Below are 14,605 nucleotides of genomic sequence, written 5' to 3'. Positions count from 1 at the left end.
CAGGATAAGCACTATAAACGGCATAAACACCCAATGCAAGGCGGTTAATTCTCCATTCAACCCTTATCAACCCCTCCCTGTGCTTACTGTAATACTACAATATGCAACAGTCATAGCGGGATTGACAGGAGCCTCCTTGTATTCTTTTTATAGTCTGTCCTCTTTTAGCGGAAGTAGTCAATGCCGGCGGCAAAAATTCTTTGATCTTTATTACCGGGAACATTTTTGCCGACGAAAGAACCAATCCGTTCCGAATGGCCCATTTTCCCAAGAATCCGTCCATCGGGGCTGGTAATCCCTTCCACAGCCTGATACGAACCGTTCGGATTGAATTCGATTTCATAAGCAGGTTCGCCCGCAAAATTCACATATTGCGTAGCAATCTGTCCCTGCCGGGACAGCCGGGAAAATTCCTCCATCGTCGCCACAAACCGCCCTTCCCCATGCGAAACGGGAATAGTATGCATGTCGCCCGTCGCCGTATAGCGCAGCCAAGGCGACCGGTTGGAAACAATCCGGGTCGTCGCCATACGGGAAACATGACGGCCAATGCTGTTATAGGTAAGCGTGGGAGAAGTCTCATTGATTTCGACGATATCGCCGTAAGGCACCAGCCCCAGCTTGATCAGCGCCTGAAAACCGTTGCATATGCCCAGCATCAGTCCGTCCCGGCGCTGCAAAAACTCCCGGACCGCTTCCTTGATGCGCGGATTACGAAACATGGTAGCAATAAACTTGCCTGATCCGTCCGGTTCATCGCCGGCGCTGAAGCCGCCGGGCAGCATAATAATCTGAGCCTGCTTGATTTTATCAACCATGGCCCGGATGGACTCTTCCACATCCGCTGGGGAAAGATTCCGGATAACCAGCATTTCCGCCTGGCCGCCGGCGGCTTCAAAAGTCCGTGCGGAATCATACTCGCAGTTGGTGCCGGGAAAAACAGGAATCAATACTCTTGGCCGGGCGGTTCCCCGGTTGCCCGCCTGCTGAGACAATTCTCCACCTATTCCAAAGGGAGCAAAAGCGGGGACTCCATCCGCCGGCGGTACCGTCCGGGTAGGAAATACTGCTGCCAATGGCTGCTGCCAGGCAGCCTGCGCCTCAGTCAAACCAATCTCCCTGTCGTTTACCCGGATGACCGGCTCCTCCGACGTTTGACCGAGAACAACATAGGAAATGTCCTGCAGTTCCTCCTCCCAGGTCGTATTGCCGTCCATCTCCAGCAGAATGGAACCATAATCCGCCCGGTATAAAGCTGCCGGCTCCATAACGGTCTCGCAATTCACGCCAATCCGGTTGCCAAAACACATTTTGCTGACCGCGGCAGCCACACCACCGGTTCCCACCGGATTCGCCGCCCGTACTTTGCCTTGCCGGGCAAGACGATAAATCGCAGTATAATTCCGGTCCAATTGTTCAAAATCCGGCAATTCCCCTTCATCTCTAAATAGCGGCACTAAAACCACAGGATTGCCCGGCTCTTTAAACTCCTGGGAGACTACCGTTTTGGCATCCGCAATCCCCACGGCAAACGCTACCAGCGTAGGAGGCACAGTAAGGTCCATAAACGTACCCGACATGCTGTCCTTACCGCCAATGGCCGGAATGCCCAGCCGCTTCTGCGCATAATACGCCCCCAGAAGCGCGCTGAAGGGTTTACCCCACTTTTCTTCATCCTTGCCCAGCTTTTCAAAATACTCCTGCAGAGTTAAGCGGACCCGGCGGTAATCGCCGCCCAGAGCCGCCACCTTCGCCACCGCCTCGACTACAGCGTACAGCGCGCCATGAAAAGGGCTCCATTTGCTTAACCGCGGGTTATAGCCAAAGGTCATGAGCGTGGCCGTATCGGTCTCTCCCTGCAGCAGCGGAATCTTAGCCGCCATGCCTGCGGCCGGCGTTGCCTGGAACCGGCCGCCGAAGGGCATGAGCACTGTGCCCGCGCCAATGGTACTGTCAAACCGCTCGACCAGGCCTTGCTGGCTGCAAACGTTAAGATCCTGCAAGTTAGCCAGCCAAACTGATTTTTCGTCCTTGCCGGAGTTCACGGCGGAAAAATAGTTATTTTTTTCATCCGGCGCCTTAACTCGTACGCGCGTTGTCTGCAAGACTCCATTCGTATTGAGAAAATCCCGGCTAATATTAACAATATCCCGGCCGCGCCAGGTCATGCGCAGCCGCCGGTCTGCCGTGACACGGGCCACGACGGTGGCTTCCAGATTTTCGTCCGCCGCCCGGGTGCAAAAAACATCTACATCCCCGGCCGCAACCACAACGGCCATCCGCTCCTGGGATTCGGAAATCGCCAGTTCCGTCCCGTCCAGCCCTGCATACTTTTTGGGCACCGCGTCCAATTGGACAGCAAGACCGTCGCTGAGTTCCCCGATGGCTACCGCCACTCCCCCGGCGCCGAAGTCATTACATTTCTTAACCAGCCGGCTGACCTCGGGCCGGCGAAAGAGGCGCTGAATTTTTCGTTCCGTCGGCGGATTTCCTTTCTGCACCTCAGCGCCGCAACTCGCCAGGGACTCTGCCGTATGTTCCTTGGACGAACCGGTAGCACCGCCGCAACCGTCTCGCCCTGTCCTGCCACCCACCAAAATCACGGCATCGCCGGGAACCGGCTGTTCCCGCTTTACATTCCGGCGGGGAACGGCGCCGATGACCGCGCCGATTTCCATCCGCTTGGCGACAAAATCTTCGTCATATACCTCCACAACCTGGCCGGTAGCCAGACCGATCTGGTTGCCATAAGAACTATAACCGGCCGCCGCTCCCACCGTAATTTTCCGTTGGGGCAACTTGCCCGGCAAGGTGTCCCCATAAGGCGTACGGGGATCGGCACTGCCGGTAATGCGCATGGCCTGATAGACATAAGAACGGCCGGACAGAGGATCGCGGATCGCTCCGCCGAGACAGGTGGCGGCACCACCGAACGGTTCAATTTCCGTAGGATGGTTATGGGTCTCATTTTTAAACATAACCAGCCATTCCTCGTTTTGTCCGTTAACGTCTACATCTACGACAATGCTGCAGGCGTTGATTTCCTCCGACTCGTCCAGGTCCCGGAGCATTCCCTGTTTTTTAAGTTCCTTCATTCCCACAAGGGCTATATCCATGAGGCTCATGTCCCGTTCCTTACCGGCGTATACCTGCTGCCGGCCCTGCAAATACTCCTGGTAGGCTTCCCGCACCGGCAGTGCATAACGCCCGTCATCGATTGATACAGCCTGAATTTTGGTCAGAAAAGTAGTGTGGCGGCAATGGTCGGACCAGTACGTATCAATCACTTTAATTTCCGTAAGGGCTGGGTCCCTTTTTTCCTGGTCCCGGAAATACTCCCGGCAAAAGGCGAGGTCATCCAGACTCATGGCTAAGCCCTCTTCCTCCCAAAACCGCCGCAAATCCTCTTCGTCATAGGCAGTAAATCCCTGCAGCACGGCCACATCCGGCGGAACCTCGGCCTCTACAGCAAGGGAAACCGGCTTTTCCAGCCCTGCCTCCCGTGCTTCCACAGGATTAATTAGATAGGCTTTCACTCGGTTAAATTCGGCGTCGGAAACAGTTCCTGCCAGCAGATACACATTCGCCGTAGCAATGACCGGGCGTTCCTGCTGGGTAAGAAGCTGCACGCACTGGGCAGCCGAGTCGGCTCGCTGATCATACTGCCCAGGCAGATATTCCACGGCGAAGACCCGGACTGCCGGCGGCAACGGCAGGGTCTCTTCATAAATAACATCGACCGGCGCTTCCGCAAAAATGCTGTACAGCGCCTGCCGGTACTCCGCTTCACTCAGTCCGGCCATGTCATAGCGCCGCAATAACCGAACCCCGGTTAATCCCTGCAAATTAAGATGCTCCCGCAAATCGGCGAATATGCCCTGGGCTTCCACGGCAAAGGCCGGTTTCTTTTCCACATAGACTCTGCGTACGCTCTGGCTCATTTGGCCCCTCCTATACTTACTTCCCACATTTCGCACTCTGAACTTGTGGCGACAATATTTCTCCCAAATTACAGCCACAAAGTAAATAGATGAATTTATGTTTCGTTTAAAATTCACCAAGTTTGTCTTGTTTCCGTGAGATTATTGTCGAATGACAAAGGACTGCGAAAAGTGGGATTAATAATTTCATTGTAGTATAATGGTATTAATAATAAAAATTAATAATTATTATGATGAACATTAGGAGAATTAATATATGGATATTAACTTCGAGCTCTATAAGGTATTTTATCACGTCGCCAACCGGCTTAGTTTCTCGGAGGCATCCCATAACCTTTTTATTTCTCAGTCGGCGGTCAGTCAATCCATCCGTTTACTGGAAGAAAAGTTGGGCTGCAAGCTCTTTCTCCGCCATACCAAACAGGTCAAACTCACCCAGGAGGGAGAAATTCTCTATCGTCATATTGAACAAGCCTTTCACTTTATTAAGACGGGCGAACGCAGTCTCTTTGACCTCCATTCGCTGCAGCGGGGTGAAATCCGGATTGCCGCCAGCGACACCATTTGCAAGTATTATTTATTGCCTTACTTCCATCAATTTAATCAATTGTATCCACATATAAAAATTCGCATCACCAACCGTCCTTCTCCGGTCTGTATCGAACTGCTGCAGAAGGGGATGGTCGATGTCAGTGTTGCCAATATACCGCCGCAAGCCGAAGAATACCCGAATATTACAATGCAAAAACAAAAAACCATTCAGGATGTGTTTATTGCTGGCAAGGCCTTTGCGCGCTTGCAGCATAAGACCCTGGAATTAAAAGAACTGGAAACGTATCCTCTGTTAATGCTGGAAAATCATACTACCACCCGCCGCTTCTTCAACTCCTTTCTGGAAAAACACAATCTCAGGATAACCCCTGAGATTGAACTGGGAAGTATTGATTTACTGATTGATCTCGTCAAAATCGGACTGGGTTTGTCCTTTGTAGCCAAAGAGTACATTCAAAAAGAACTGGCCGGCGGCGATTTGTTCATCCTGGACATTGGCGAACCGGTCGCGCCCCGCTATTGGGGCGTCCTGACCCATGATAAGATGCCGGTTACGCCGGCAGTAGAGCGGTTTATGGCCTTAATCGCCGATTAGATTTTAGCTTCACCAACACTTTGTAAGCCGCGCTGCTGTCTCGCAGCCGGCCGGCTTTTCATAAATAGTCCAATCAAACCGGCCAGGGCTGGAAGCAGGAAAATAACGAAGACAGCTGCTGCAAGGCCCCAAATATCGCCAATACGGCCGATGAGAATGATAGCAAGACCGCCGATCCCGCCGGCAAAACCCATGGTTAGTCCCGCCGCCAGCGCTTTATTATCTGGAATTGCCTCCTGTGCCGCGACAATGGTAACGGAAAAACTGGATAGCAAAGCGGCTCCGGCCAATCCCAGGAAAATCGTGCTGATAAGGCCCTGGGTATAAAAAAAGACCAGAAATAAAGGAGTGGAAACAATCAGGGAACCGACAATCAAGCGTTTTCTACCATAATAATCGGATATAAAGCCGCCCAGCAGGCCGCCGACGGCCCCCGTGAAAAGCATCAAAGTAAGCAAATGGCTTGCAGCGATATTCGATAGGTTTTGTGATTTGAAATACAGCGGCAAAATCGTTAACATTCCGGTATAAGCCAGCGAACGGACAGCGATCACGCTAATAATGGCGAGAAGTTCCCGTGATGCGGATTTCAGTGAATGCAAGACGGCGGAAAACTCCGGAGCAGTCCCTCCCAATGCCTGATTGCGCGGGGCAAAAAAAAGCAGCAGCAACGCCACAAGAATTCCGGGAATTATCGTTACAACGGTGGCGTGCAGTCCATACGCCTGAAATAGCGGCACCAGAAGAAGCGGTCCCAGGGCAAAGCCGAAATTGCCAAAGGCGACAAAGGCGGACAGCAATACTGCTTTGCGATCGCCACTTAAGACGTTAACCATGGTGGATGCCTGGGGGTGAAACGCGGCTGTTCCCAAACCGGCCAAAGCAGCAAGGCTGACAAGAACTACATAGCTATGAACAATGCCGGTGAGGCTAAGCATGACCGCCATCCACAGCGTTCCTACATGAACGAGCCAGCGCTTACCACGGCGGTCCAAAAAATATCCGAACAGCGGTTGAACCAGCGAGGATGTGATGGTAAAAGCCGATACTAAAATGGCGGCCCTGGTAGCGGTAAAACCGGGATTGAGCGCCACCAAAAAGGGAAGCATCTGGGGAAGATAGTTGCTGTACAAGTCATTGAGCATATGCGCCAGCGAGAGAATACCGATTTTCCCATACTGGACCGGTTGTTTATTATTCATGATAAGACTCCTCATCTATATATTTATTATCCTTTTCAATAAAAGTATATCCTAATTAATGCAATGTGCATGTTACTGTTAAAAACACCTACATGATATGATAATAAATCGGCAAAGAACAAAAGTCAAGTTCAAAAATCACCGGCACCATCTTTCTCAGTATTCGCCAGATGGAATGCCCCCTCTCCCCCGGGACAATGAATAAATATATTGTTGCAAAAATCACAATGTTATTTTATAATAACCTTAAGCCCCCTCCCTCAAGGGGGAGGAATGGACAGGATTTCCATTACTATGCGAGGTGAATAAACTACCATGCAGCACTATGATGTATTAGTAGTCGGCGGCGTCGCTGCCGGAACCAAGGCAGCCGCCAAAGCCAAACGGGAAAACCCGGGCCTTCGTGTGTCCATTATTACCGATGACCGCAACATTTCCTATGCCGGCTGCGGCCTTCCCTACTATATCGGCGGCATTATCGGCGAACAAAAGGAATTATTGGTGAAAACTCCGGACGCTTTAAAATCTGAATTCGATATCGACGTCTACACCCGGCACCATGCTACCGCCATTAATCCGCAGGAACGGACAGTGACGGTAGTCGACCTGGAAACCGGCCGGGAACAACTTTTTTCCTACGAACAGCTGGTACTCGCCACCGGTGCTTCGCCGGTTGTGCCGCCACTGCCCGGAATTAAACTGGGAAATATCTTCACTGTGCGCAAAGTGGAAGATGCCGTGCTGATCCGGCAAACAGCCGAAAGCCGCTCCCCCCAAAACGCTGTAGTTGTCGGTGGCGGCTTTATCGGTCTGGAGGTGGCGGAAAATCTGAAACAACAGGGTATCAACGTGACGGTTGTGGAAGCGGCGCCGCACATCCTGCCTAATTTTGACCGGGATGTGGCCCTCCACCTGGAAAATTACCTCCAGGAAAATGAAATCAGCATCCACACCCGGGAAAAAGTCACCGCCTTCGAGGGGACTACGGCTGTTACCCATGTGCAAACATCGGAACGCCGTCTCCCTGCCGATCTTGTTATTTTATCCATCGGTGTGCGCCCCAATGTGGCCCTGGCGCAAACAGCCGGCATAGCCCTCGGTCCCACCGGAGCGATTCAGGTTAACGAGTGCCAGGAAACGTCGGTCTCCCATATTTATGCGGTCGGAGATTGTGCCGAAACCCGGCACCGGGTTACTAACGAACCGGCTTGGATTCCTATGGGATCCACAGCCAACAAAACGGGGCGCACCGCGGCCATCAACATTACCAACGCCAGCCAGGATTCCTTTCCCGGCGTTTTAGGAACCACAGTCATAAAACTATTCGATTTTGCCGCCGGTAAAACCGGTTTAAGCGAACGGGAAGCCCGGCAGAAGGGGTACGACTATGAGACCGTTCTGGTGCCGGCCAATGATAAAGCCCATTATTATCCCGGTTACCGGAATATTATCACTAAGTTGATTGCCAACCGGACCAGCCGCAAAATTCTCGGTGTACAGATCTTCGGGGAAGGCGTAGTTGACAAACCCATTGATATCTTTGCCACCGCCATCAGCCTCGGCGCAACTGTCGATGACGTAGCCAAACTGGATCTGGCCTATGCCCCGCCCTTTTCCATGGCTATGAGTTCCAGCATTGTGGCCGCCAACGTTATGCGTAATAAATTGGACGGTAAACTTAAGGGAATCTCACCGCTGGCCCTGGCCGAAAGATTACAGGACCCTTCCCTGGTTGTCCTCGATTTACGCACCGAACCGGAGTTTATGATCGGGTCGCTGCCCGGCGCGATCAATATTCCGGCGGGAGAATTAACGGCCCGTTCCCAGGAAATTCCCCGGAATAAAACAGTCATAGCCGTCTGTAAAGTCGGTAAACGGGCCTACCTGATGCAGCCGCTGTTAAGACAGCTAGGGATTCAGGATATCACTGTTCTAGACGGCGGTATTGCCGGGTATCCCCTGCCGCTGGTTTAATTTAAAAATAAGGAGGAATCAATGTATGGCTGAATTCAAAATTAATGCCAAAGGCCTTCAATGCCCCGGACCGATTGTCCAGTTGTTTACCCAGATAAAACAAGCCGCTTCAGGAGATACCGTCCTGATTGAGGCAACCGACCACGGCTTTAAAAAAGATGTTGCCGCCTGGTGCAAAAAAACAGGCAATACGCTGCTGTCTTTAGAGGAAAAAGACAACGTAATCACCGCCAGAATTGAGAAAGGGTGAGGTGAGCAGTGTGGCCAAAAAGACAATTATTGTTTTCAGCAATGACCTTGACAAGGTAATGGCTGCTTTTATCATTGCCAACGGAGCTCTGGCAATGGGCGATGAAGTGACTTTATTCTTTACTTTTTGGGGCTTAAATGTTTTGCGCAAAGAGGAATCGGTCCCGGTAAAAAAAGGGTTTCTGGAAAAAATGTTCGGCTGGATGATGCCGCGCGGGGCCGGCCGGCTGGGATTGTCAAAGATGAATTTCGGCGGGCTCGGAGCCAAGATGATGCAGCATATGATGAAACAAAAAAATGTCAACACTCTGCCCGAATTAATTCAGAGCGCGCAAGCTCTCGGCGTAAATATTGTCGCCTGCACCATGTCCATGGATGTCATGGGCATTACTAAGGAAGAATTAATTGAAGGAATTGATTTTGCCGGCGTCGCTACTTATTTGGGGCATGCCGACGAAGCCAATGTCAATTTATTTATCTAAAATCAGTCTCTTTTCGGCCGTCAACCTGTCTGTTGACGGCTTTTCCCTTTTTTGCTTATATGGGCAAGGGAGTCCCTCTATTGTATAATAAGGGAGAATAGAAGAAATGTCTGGCGGAAAGGAGGTCCTCCGTATGGCAGGGCAAACGATCCTTATCGTGGATGATGATGCACAAATCCGGGAATTGCTTTCCCTTTACTTCCAAAAAGAGGGGTTTACGGTCGAAGAAGCGGCCGACGGCGTGGAGGCAATCCGTAAAGTTGAACAGACTGCGCCCGGTATGGTGATCCTGGATGTTATGCTGCCGGTATTGGATGGAATTGAAGTCTGCCGGCAAATCCGCAAATTCTCCCGGGTCCCCATCATTATGCTGACCGCCCGGGCGGAAGATGAAGACCGCATTCTGGGCCTGGAACTGGGAGCCGATGATTATATTACCAAACCCTTTAACCCACGGGAAGTTGTCGCCCGGGTCAATGCCGTCCTGCGCCGTGTATCGGATGGGGATTTTCTCAAAGCGGAAGTCTTACACTTTCGCGATCTGGAAATCAATTGCAGCGAGCATTCCATCAATGTAGCAGGCCGGGTTGTGCCGCTTACGGGCAAAGAAATGGAACTGTTGTGGTGTCTGGCTTCCCACCCGGGCCGGACCTTTAGCCGCGAGCTCTTGCTGGAGAAGGTATGGGGTTATACCTATTGCGGGGAAACGCGGACTGTCGATAGCCATATTAAGCGGCTGCGACAAAAATTAGGAGCTAAAGATACGACCCCCTGGGATATCCAGACCGTTTGGGGGGTCGGTTACCGGTTTGAGGTGCGGCAATGAAACATTCGCTGCGACTTAGACTGTTATTCAGTTTTATGCTGGTTATTCTCGTCACTCTCGCCGGTGTTTTATTCGGTGTATCGATGGTTTTCAAAGATCAGGTCTTAAGCACCAGACAACAGGAACTGATCAATAAAGGGACGGAACTTTCCCGTGCTGTCGCCGTTCTGGAAAAGTCGGGCAATTTTAATGGCATAAACGAATATATCAATCAAATGGACGACCTTCTCAATGCCCGGATCTGGATTATCAATAAGGACCGCCAGCTTGTTGCCATGTCAACGCCCGGAATGCATTACGGCATGCAGATGCCAATGATGCAAAGCCACATGGGAATGGGAAGATCTGCGATGATGCAGCCATTCGGCCGCCAACTTCCCGGCAGGCAGTTGGCGGCAGTTTTCAATGGTAAAATCTGGACAGGAACCTACGAGCACCCCTACTATGGTGAAAAAATGCTCATGGTTGCCATACCGGTCAAGTCCGGAGATCAGATTAAAGAAGCAGTTGTCCTGCAAACTCCGGTCCGCAGTATCAATCAATTCCTACAGCGCATTTATCTCTATATTGGCGGCACCGGGTTGATCGCACTGGTACTGGCCCTGCTCGTCGTCAGCCGGCTGACACGCCATGTCGTAGAACCGCTGAAAGAAATGCAAAAAACGGCCGAAGCCATGGCCCAGGGAAATTACAGCACTTTTGTTCCGGTAAAAAACCGGGACGAAATAGGGCGTCTCGGACTGGCACTGAATTCGCTGGCCCAGGATCTGGCTAAATATATTGCTGAACTGGAAAAAACAGATAAACTGCGCCGCGACTTTGTGGCCAATGTCTCCCATGAACTCCGTACGCCGCTGACCGTCATTCATGGTTATAATGAGGCCTTACTCGACGGTACCGTCGATAATCCCGGTCTGGCAGAAAAATATCATCTGCTCATCCGCAGCGAGACCGAACGTTTAGAACGCCTGATTCACGATTTGCTTGATCTAAGCCGGCTGCAATCCGCAGCAGCCATGAACGATCAGGAAAAAATCCCTCTCGAACAAGTGGCGGCAAGTGTTGTTGCGATGCTGAAACAGCAGGCGGGGGAAAAACAAATCAACCTGTCGGCGCATACTGCACCAGCCATTCCCCCCATTTATGGCAATGGCGACCGCCTTACCCAACTCCTGTTAATTATTCTGGACAATGCCCTCAAATATACGCCGGCAGACGGCTCTATCACGGTAAATACCTTGCGTGACGGGGACAGGGTCATACTCCAGGTCACCGATACGGGCGCGGGAATTCCGGCTGAGGACTTACCGCTTATTTGGGAACGTTTCTATAAGGTGGATAAATCCCACAGCCGTACCAATAAGGGCACCGGTCTTGGCCTGGCCATAGCCCGGCAAATCGTTGATCTTCACCACGCCCAGGCCAAGGTCGAAAGTCAAGCCGGTCAGGGAACCACCTTTACCTTCACGTTTCCGGTTGCTTCGCCGGAATAGAAGCCGCCCAACTTTTAATTTTTTTATTTCACATTTTTTTCACACTTTTTTCATACTCTTGCCCCATTTCCCGGCTATACTAAACGTAAAGAAAAACTTTACGAAGTATGAGGAGTGATTCGTATGAAAAAAACAGCTTTCCTGATTGTGGCGGCTCTTCTGGTACTGGCGTTTGCCGGTTCGATCGTCAGCGCGGCAGCCACATCCTTCAACCGGCCGGCTGCCTATAACTACCCCCAATTCACGGAACAACAAAAGCAGGAATTGGCTCCGCTCTACAAGCAGATGAACGATTTGCAGCGGCAAATGTTTGAATTGCAAAAACAGCTGATGCAAAAACAAGTAGCCTTCGGCTACCTGACCCAGTCTCAGGCCGACCAGTGGACGAATTGGATGCAGGAGCGCCTGGATAACGGTTATGGTTACGGCCCCGGGATGATGGGCTACTCTGGCGGCGGCACATTCTGCGGCGGTCCCGGCTATGGCCCGGGATACGGCAGAGGCTATGGCCCCGGTATGATGTGGCGGGGGCAGGATGCCGACGGCCAGTGAGAAAGACCGCTGACGCAGTGGGCTCATGGTGCAGGACCCAGTGCCCGGAAAAACCCGCGCTGCCACCGCTTTTCTACTAGAGCATTTCAAAAGATCCGAACCTTGCCGCGGCAAGGTCCGGATCTTTTTATTGATCTTCTAATCATTAATTTTTTAAACAAGTAGGATTTTATGCATAATTTTGGGAAAACTAGGTCCGGAGGTGATTGTTATGGGATTTAAAGATCTACCGGGCGGCCAAAATTCCACTAATAAAAAAGCCGGTTCGGATCAGACCAGGCAGACATCCGGCAAACCATCAGGCAACAAATCCAAATAGCGGTGCCGGTTATGACGGCGTTTAAGCGGGAGGTATTTAGTATGGGAAATGTATATGATGAAAACACCCAATCCGCCCACGGGCCGGCAGGTAACGTAAAACAAAACCGTCCCGGACCCTACGGCGGTAAAAACAATGCGAAACAGGCATCCATCCAATTTCCCGGCGAAAAACCGGTAACCCCGGTTCCCAAACCAAAATAATCGCAAGAGAAAGGTTTAATCCAAGTTACATAAACAGTATTTACTTCTCTGATTGGGCCGGCAGGCAAGTAATCCTGCCGGCATTTTATTCTGTTAGCAGGGCCGATAATGAGTATATATAAGCAAACCGGACGATGATATACTTTTTCGTTATATAAATATATAAAAACAATTCATTTCAAGTCACCATTCTCTGATATCGCCTAATTTCCATTTGAATCAGACACTCCTCCTATGTTAGCATATAGGACAAGCCGAAGTTCGATAGAACACGGGGAAACCATTTTTGGGGTGAATCCGCTTTACAGCGGTAGGGACTCCCTTATCCCGAATCCGTCAGCTAACCCCGCAGGCTTAGAAAGGGAGGTATCACATGAAACTTCTAAAGGCAACTTTGCTTTTGGCTCTTTTCGTTGTGCTGTTTGGTATGTCTGTACCGGCAACTTTCGCTGCTGCCAAAGTAAAAACGGAATCGCATGCGCCGCAAAAGTACCAATATTCTCTCAATATAATAGCAACCGCCTATGCACCGGGTCCTCACGACAACGATCAGTGGGGCGACCTGACCTATCTAGGCACAAAGATTCGTCCGGGGGTCATTGCCGTAGACCCGCGGGTCATTCCGCTGGGTTCCAAGGTATATATCGAGTTCCCGGACGGGCACGGAATTCATGCGACAGCCGAAGATACCGGCGGCGCTATTAAGGGCGACCGGATCGACATTGCCAAAAGCACGGAGGCAGAAGCATACGATTTCGGTATTCAACATGTTAAAGTTTATGTAGTTAAATTAGGGTCACTATCAAAACAGTGGGCCTGATCATGTCCCGAAAGGACACGATATTGACTGAGTCTCCATATACCATATATCTTTTCAGTCAGGGGCTGTCTCAAAATAGGTTTATCAACCTGTTTGAGGCAGCCCTCATTTTTTACACCAGACTAAACGAGTAGTATAATATACCATATATAAATAAATTTTTGCCTGCAAAATAACCTCACAGCGGAGGATACGGCTATGATGATTCGCCTGCGCATTTATATGACCGGCATTGTACAGGGTGTGGGCTTCCGCCCGTTCATCTACCGTCTTGCCGTCCGGCATGGTCTGGGTGGCTGGATTCTAAATAACGGCAGTGGCGTCCAATTGGAAGTAGAAGGAGAGGCAGCGGTGATTGATACGTTTCTGGCTGCGGTACAGGACGAGAAGCCGGCCCTTTCCCGTATACAAACTATAAAGATTGAGTCAATCCCCCCGGAGAACGAACTCACGTTCCGTATCCGGGAAAGTGTGGCCGGCTCCGGACAGTCCCCCCTTATTTCCCCTGATATCGCCACTTGTCCCGATTGCTGGCGGGAAGCCGGCAATCCTGCCGACCGCCGCTACCGTTATCCCTTCACCAATTGTACCAACTGCGGTCCCCGGTATAGTATCATTACCCGGACACCTTACGACCGGCCGTTCACCACTATGTCCTCTTTTCCCATGTGCCCGGAATGCAGGCAGGAATATGAAAACCCGGCCAATCGCCGCTTTCATGCTCAGCCTAACGCCTGTCCGGCCTGCGGGCCCCATTATCGCCTGCTGTCCCGCACCGGCGAAGAAATAAGTTTTTCCGGAACGGCCGGGCTTTTTGAAGCAGCCCGCCGCTTGGTTCAAGAGGGCCATATTCTGGCCGTTAAGGGCCTGGGTGGTTATCATCTGGCCTGTGACGCCCGGAGCGAGAAAGCGGTCACGCTCCTGCGCAGCCGTAAAATCCGGAAAGATAAGCCTTTCGCCGCTCTGTGCGCCAGCCTGGTAACGGCCAAATTGCACTGCGAAATCAGCGACAGTGAGGCCAAGCTCCTCACAGGACCGGTCCGCCCTATTGTTCTCCTACGGAAAAGCCGGCAATACGCTCTGGCGCCGAGTGTAGCGCCCGGTAATCCCCGCATCGGGATTCTGCTTCCTTACATGCCTGTCCATGCCCTTCTCCTCGACCCGCCCGACATATGGGTCATGACCAGCGGCAATGTCAGTGATGAACCCATTGCGTACGAAGACGAAGATGCCTTGGATCGCCTTAAGCCCATTGCCGACTATTTTCTCATCCACAATCGCCCTATTTACCGGCGGGTCGATGATTCCGTAACTGCCGTCTTCCAGGGAGAACCTTATCTGTTGCGGCGCAGCCGCGGTTACGTGCCGGTCCCGATTGCTCTGGCAAAAAATCTCCC

At 51.5% G+C, this 14,605-nt stretch carries 12 protein-coding genes and 1 riboswitch; of the genes, 10 read left to right on the top strand and 2 right to left on the bottom strand.

Features of this window, described 5'->3' with window-relative positions; translation table 11 throughout:
• Window positions 1-164: 164 nt before the first annotated feature.
• Window positions 165-3,941: a phosphoribosylformylglycinamidine synthase gene (locus LUCIF_RS07730; RefSeq protein ID WP_122627302.1), complete on the bottom strand. Its 3,777-nt coding sequence runs from the start codon at window positions 3,939-3,941 to the stop codon at window positions 165-167.
• Between the two features lie 256 nt (window positions 3,942-4,197).
• Between LUCIF_RS07730 and LUCIF_RS07725 the strand changes: the two genes are divergently transcribed.
• Window positions 4,198-5,088 carry a LysR family transcriptional regulator gene (locus LUCIF_RS07725; protein WP_122627301.1) on the top strand — a complete coding sequence of 297 codons (891 nt, stop codon included), beginning with the start codon at window positions 4,198-4,200 and terminating at the stop codon, window positions 5,086-5,088.
• Here LUCIF_RS07725 and LUCIF_RS07720 read toward each other — a convergent pair.
• Complete coding sequence (locus tag LUCIF_RS07720; protein ID WP_122627300.1) at window positions 5,085-6,290, bottom strand: MFS transporter; 1,206 nt, start codon at window positions 6,288-6,290, stop codon at window positions 5,085-5,087. The two genes, LUCIF_RS07725 and LUCIF_RS07720, sit on opposite strands and share 4 nt — an antisense overlap.
• A gap of 315 nt (window positions 6,291-6,605) precedes the next feature.
• Here LUCIF_RS07720 and LUCIF_RS07715 point away from each other — a divergent pair, with 315 nt between their 5' ends.
• The 9 genes from LUCIF_RS07715 to hypF form a co-directional block, all read left to right on the top strand.
• A complete protein-coding gene (locus LUCIF_RS07715) occupies window positions 6,606-8,264 on the top strand; it encodes an FAD-dependent oxidoreductase (protein WP_122627299.1) in 1,659 nt (552 codons plus the stop codon).
• Between the two features lie 25 nt (window positions 8,265-8,289).
• The gene (locus LUCIF_RS07710) at window positions 8,290-8,514 is read left to right on the top strand and encodes a sulfurtransferase TusA family protein (protein ID WP_122627298.1); all 225 of its coding nucleotides are present in this window, start codon (window positions 8,290-8,292) and stop codon (window positions 8,512-8,514) included.
• Between the two features lie 10 nt (window positions 8,515-8,524).
• Window positions 8,525-8,995 (top strand): DsrE/DsrF/DrsH-like family protein, encoded by a 471-nt coding sequence (locus tag LUCIF_RS07705; protein WP_207857210.1) that lies wholly within the window; start codon window positions 8,525-8,527, stop codon window positions 8,993-8,995.
• Between the two features lie 133 nt (window positions 8,996-9,128).
• Window positions 9,129-9,821, top strand: a complete 693-nt coding sequence (locus LUCIF_RS07700; protein ID WP_122627296.1) for a response regulator — start codon at window positions 9,129-9,131, stop codon at window positions 9,819-9,821.
• Window positions 9,818-11,314: a sensor histidine kinase gene (locus LUCIF_RS07695; RefSeq protein WP_122627295.1), complete on the top strand. Its 1,497-nt coding sequence runs from the start codon at window positions 9,818-9,820 to the stop codon at window positions 11,312-11,314. The genes LUCIF_RS07700 and LUCIF_RS07695 overlap by 4 nt, the downstream gene beginning before the upstream one ends.
• Window positions 11,315-11,437: 123 nt before the next feature.
• A complete protein-coding gene (locus tag LUCIF_RS26470) occupies window positions 11,438-11,866 on the top strand; it encodes a DUF2680 domain-containing protein (RefSeq protein WP_207857208.1) in 429 nt (142 codons plus the stop codon).
• 360 nt (window positions 11,867-12,226) lie between these two features.
• A complete protein-coding gene (locus LUCIF_RS26010; RefSeq protein WP_165865924.1) occupies window positions 12,227-12,388 on the top strand; it encodes a hypothetical protein in 162 nt (53 codons plus the stop codon).
• Window positions 12,389-12,630: 242 nt separating this feature from the next.
• A riboswitch (cyclic di-AMP (ydaO/yuaA leader) is annotated at window positions 12,631-12,759 on the top strand.
• A gap of 2 nt (window positions 12,760-12,761) precedes the next feature.
• A complete protein-coding gene (locus LUCIF_RS07685; protein ID WP_122627294.1) occupies window positions 12,762-13,208 on the top strand; it encodes a 3D domain-containing protein in 447 nt (148 codons plus the stop codon).
• Between the two features lie 198 nt (window positions 13,209-13,406).
• Window positions 13,407-14,605: carbamoyltransferase HypF (gene hypF / locus LUCIF_RS07680; protein ID WP_207857206.1), on the top strand; the 1,199-nt coding region annotated here is incomplete at its 3' end.

Origin of the sequence: Allolucifera butyrica, from assembly GCF_900476375.1 — a bacterium.
Classification (GTDB): Bacteria; Bacillota; Negativicutes; order Sporomusales; family UPPP01; genus Lucifera; species Lucifera butyrica.
This window is presented reverse-complemented; position numbering and strand designations above follow the sequence as displayed.

Coding starts and splice junctions, on each gene's coding strand:
- LUCIF_RS07700 (WP_122627296.1), top strand. CDS start 9,129: ATGGCAGGGCAAACGATCCTTATCGTGGATGATGATGCACAAATCCGG.
- LUCIF_RS07725 (WP_122627301.1), top strand. CDS start 4,198: ATGGATATTAACTTCGAGCTCTATAAGGTATTTTATCACGTCGCCAAC.
- LUCIF_RS07730 (WP_122627302.1), bottom strand. CDS start 3,941: ATGAGCCAGAGCGTACGCAGAGTCTATGTGGAAAAGAAACCGGCCTTT.
- LUCIF_RS07715 (WP_122627299.1), top strand. CDS start 6,606: ATGCAGCACTATGATGTATTAGTAGTCGGCGGCGTCGCTGCCGGAACC.
- LUCIF_RS07695 (WP_122627295.1), top strand. CDS start 9,818: ATGAAACATTCGCTGCGACTTAGACTGTTATTCAGTTTTATGCTGGTT.
- LUCIF_RS26010 (WP_165865924.1), top strand. CDS start 12,227: ATGGGAAATGTATATGATGAAAACACCCAATCCGCCCACGGGCCGGCA.
- LUCIF_RS07685 (WP_122627294.1), top strand. CDS start 12,762: ATGAAACTTCTAAAGGCAACTTTGCTTTTGGCTCTTTTCGTTGTGCTG.
- LUCIF_RS07710 (WP_122627298.1), top strand. CDS start 8,290: ATGGCTGAATTCAAAATTAATGCCAAAGGCCTTCAATGCCCCGGACCG.
- LUCIF_RS26470 (WP_207857208.1), top strand. CDS start 11,438: ATGAAAAAAACAGCTTTCCTGATTGTGGCGGCTCTTCTGGTACTGGCG.
- LUCIF_RS07720 (WP_122627300.1), bottom strand. CDS start 6,290: ATGAATAATAAACAACCGGTCCAGTATGGGAAAATCGGTATTCTCTCG.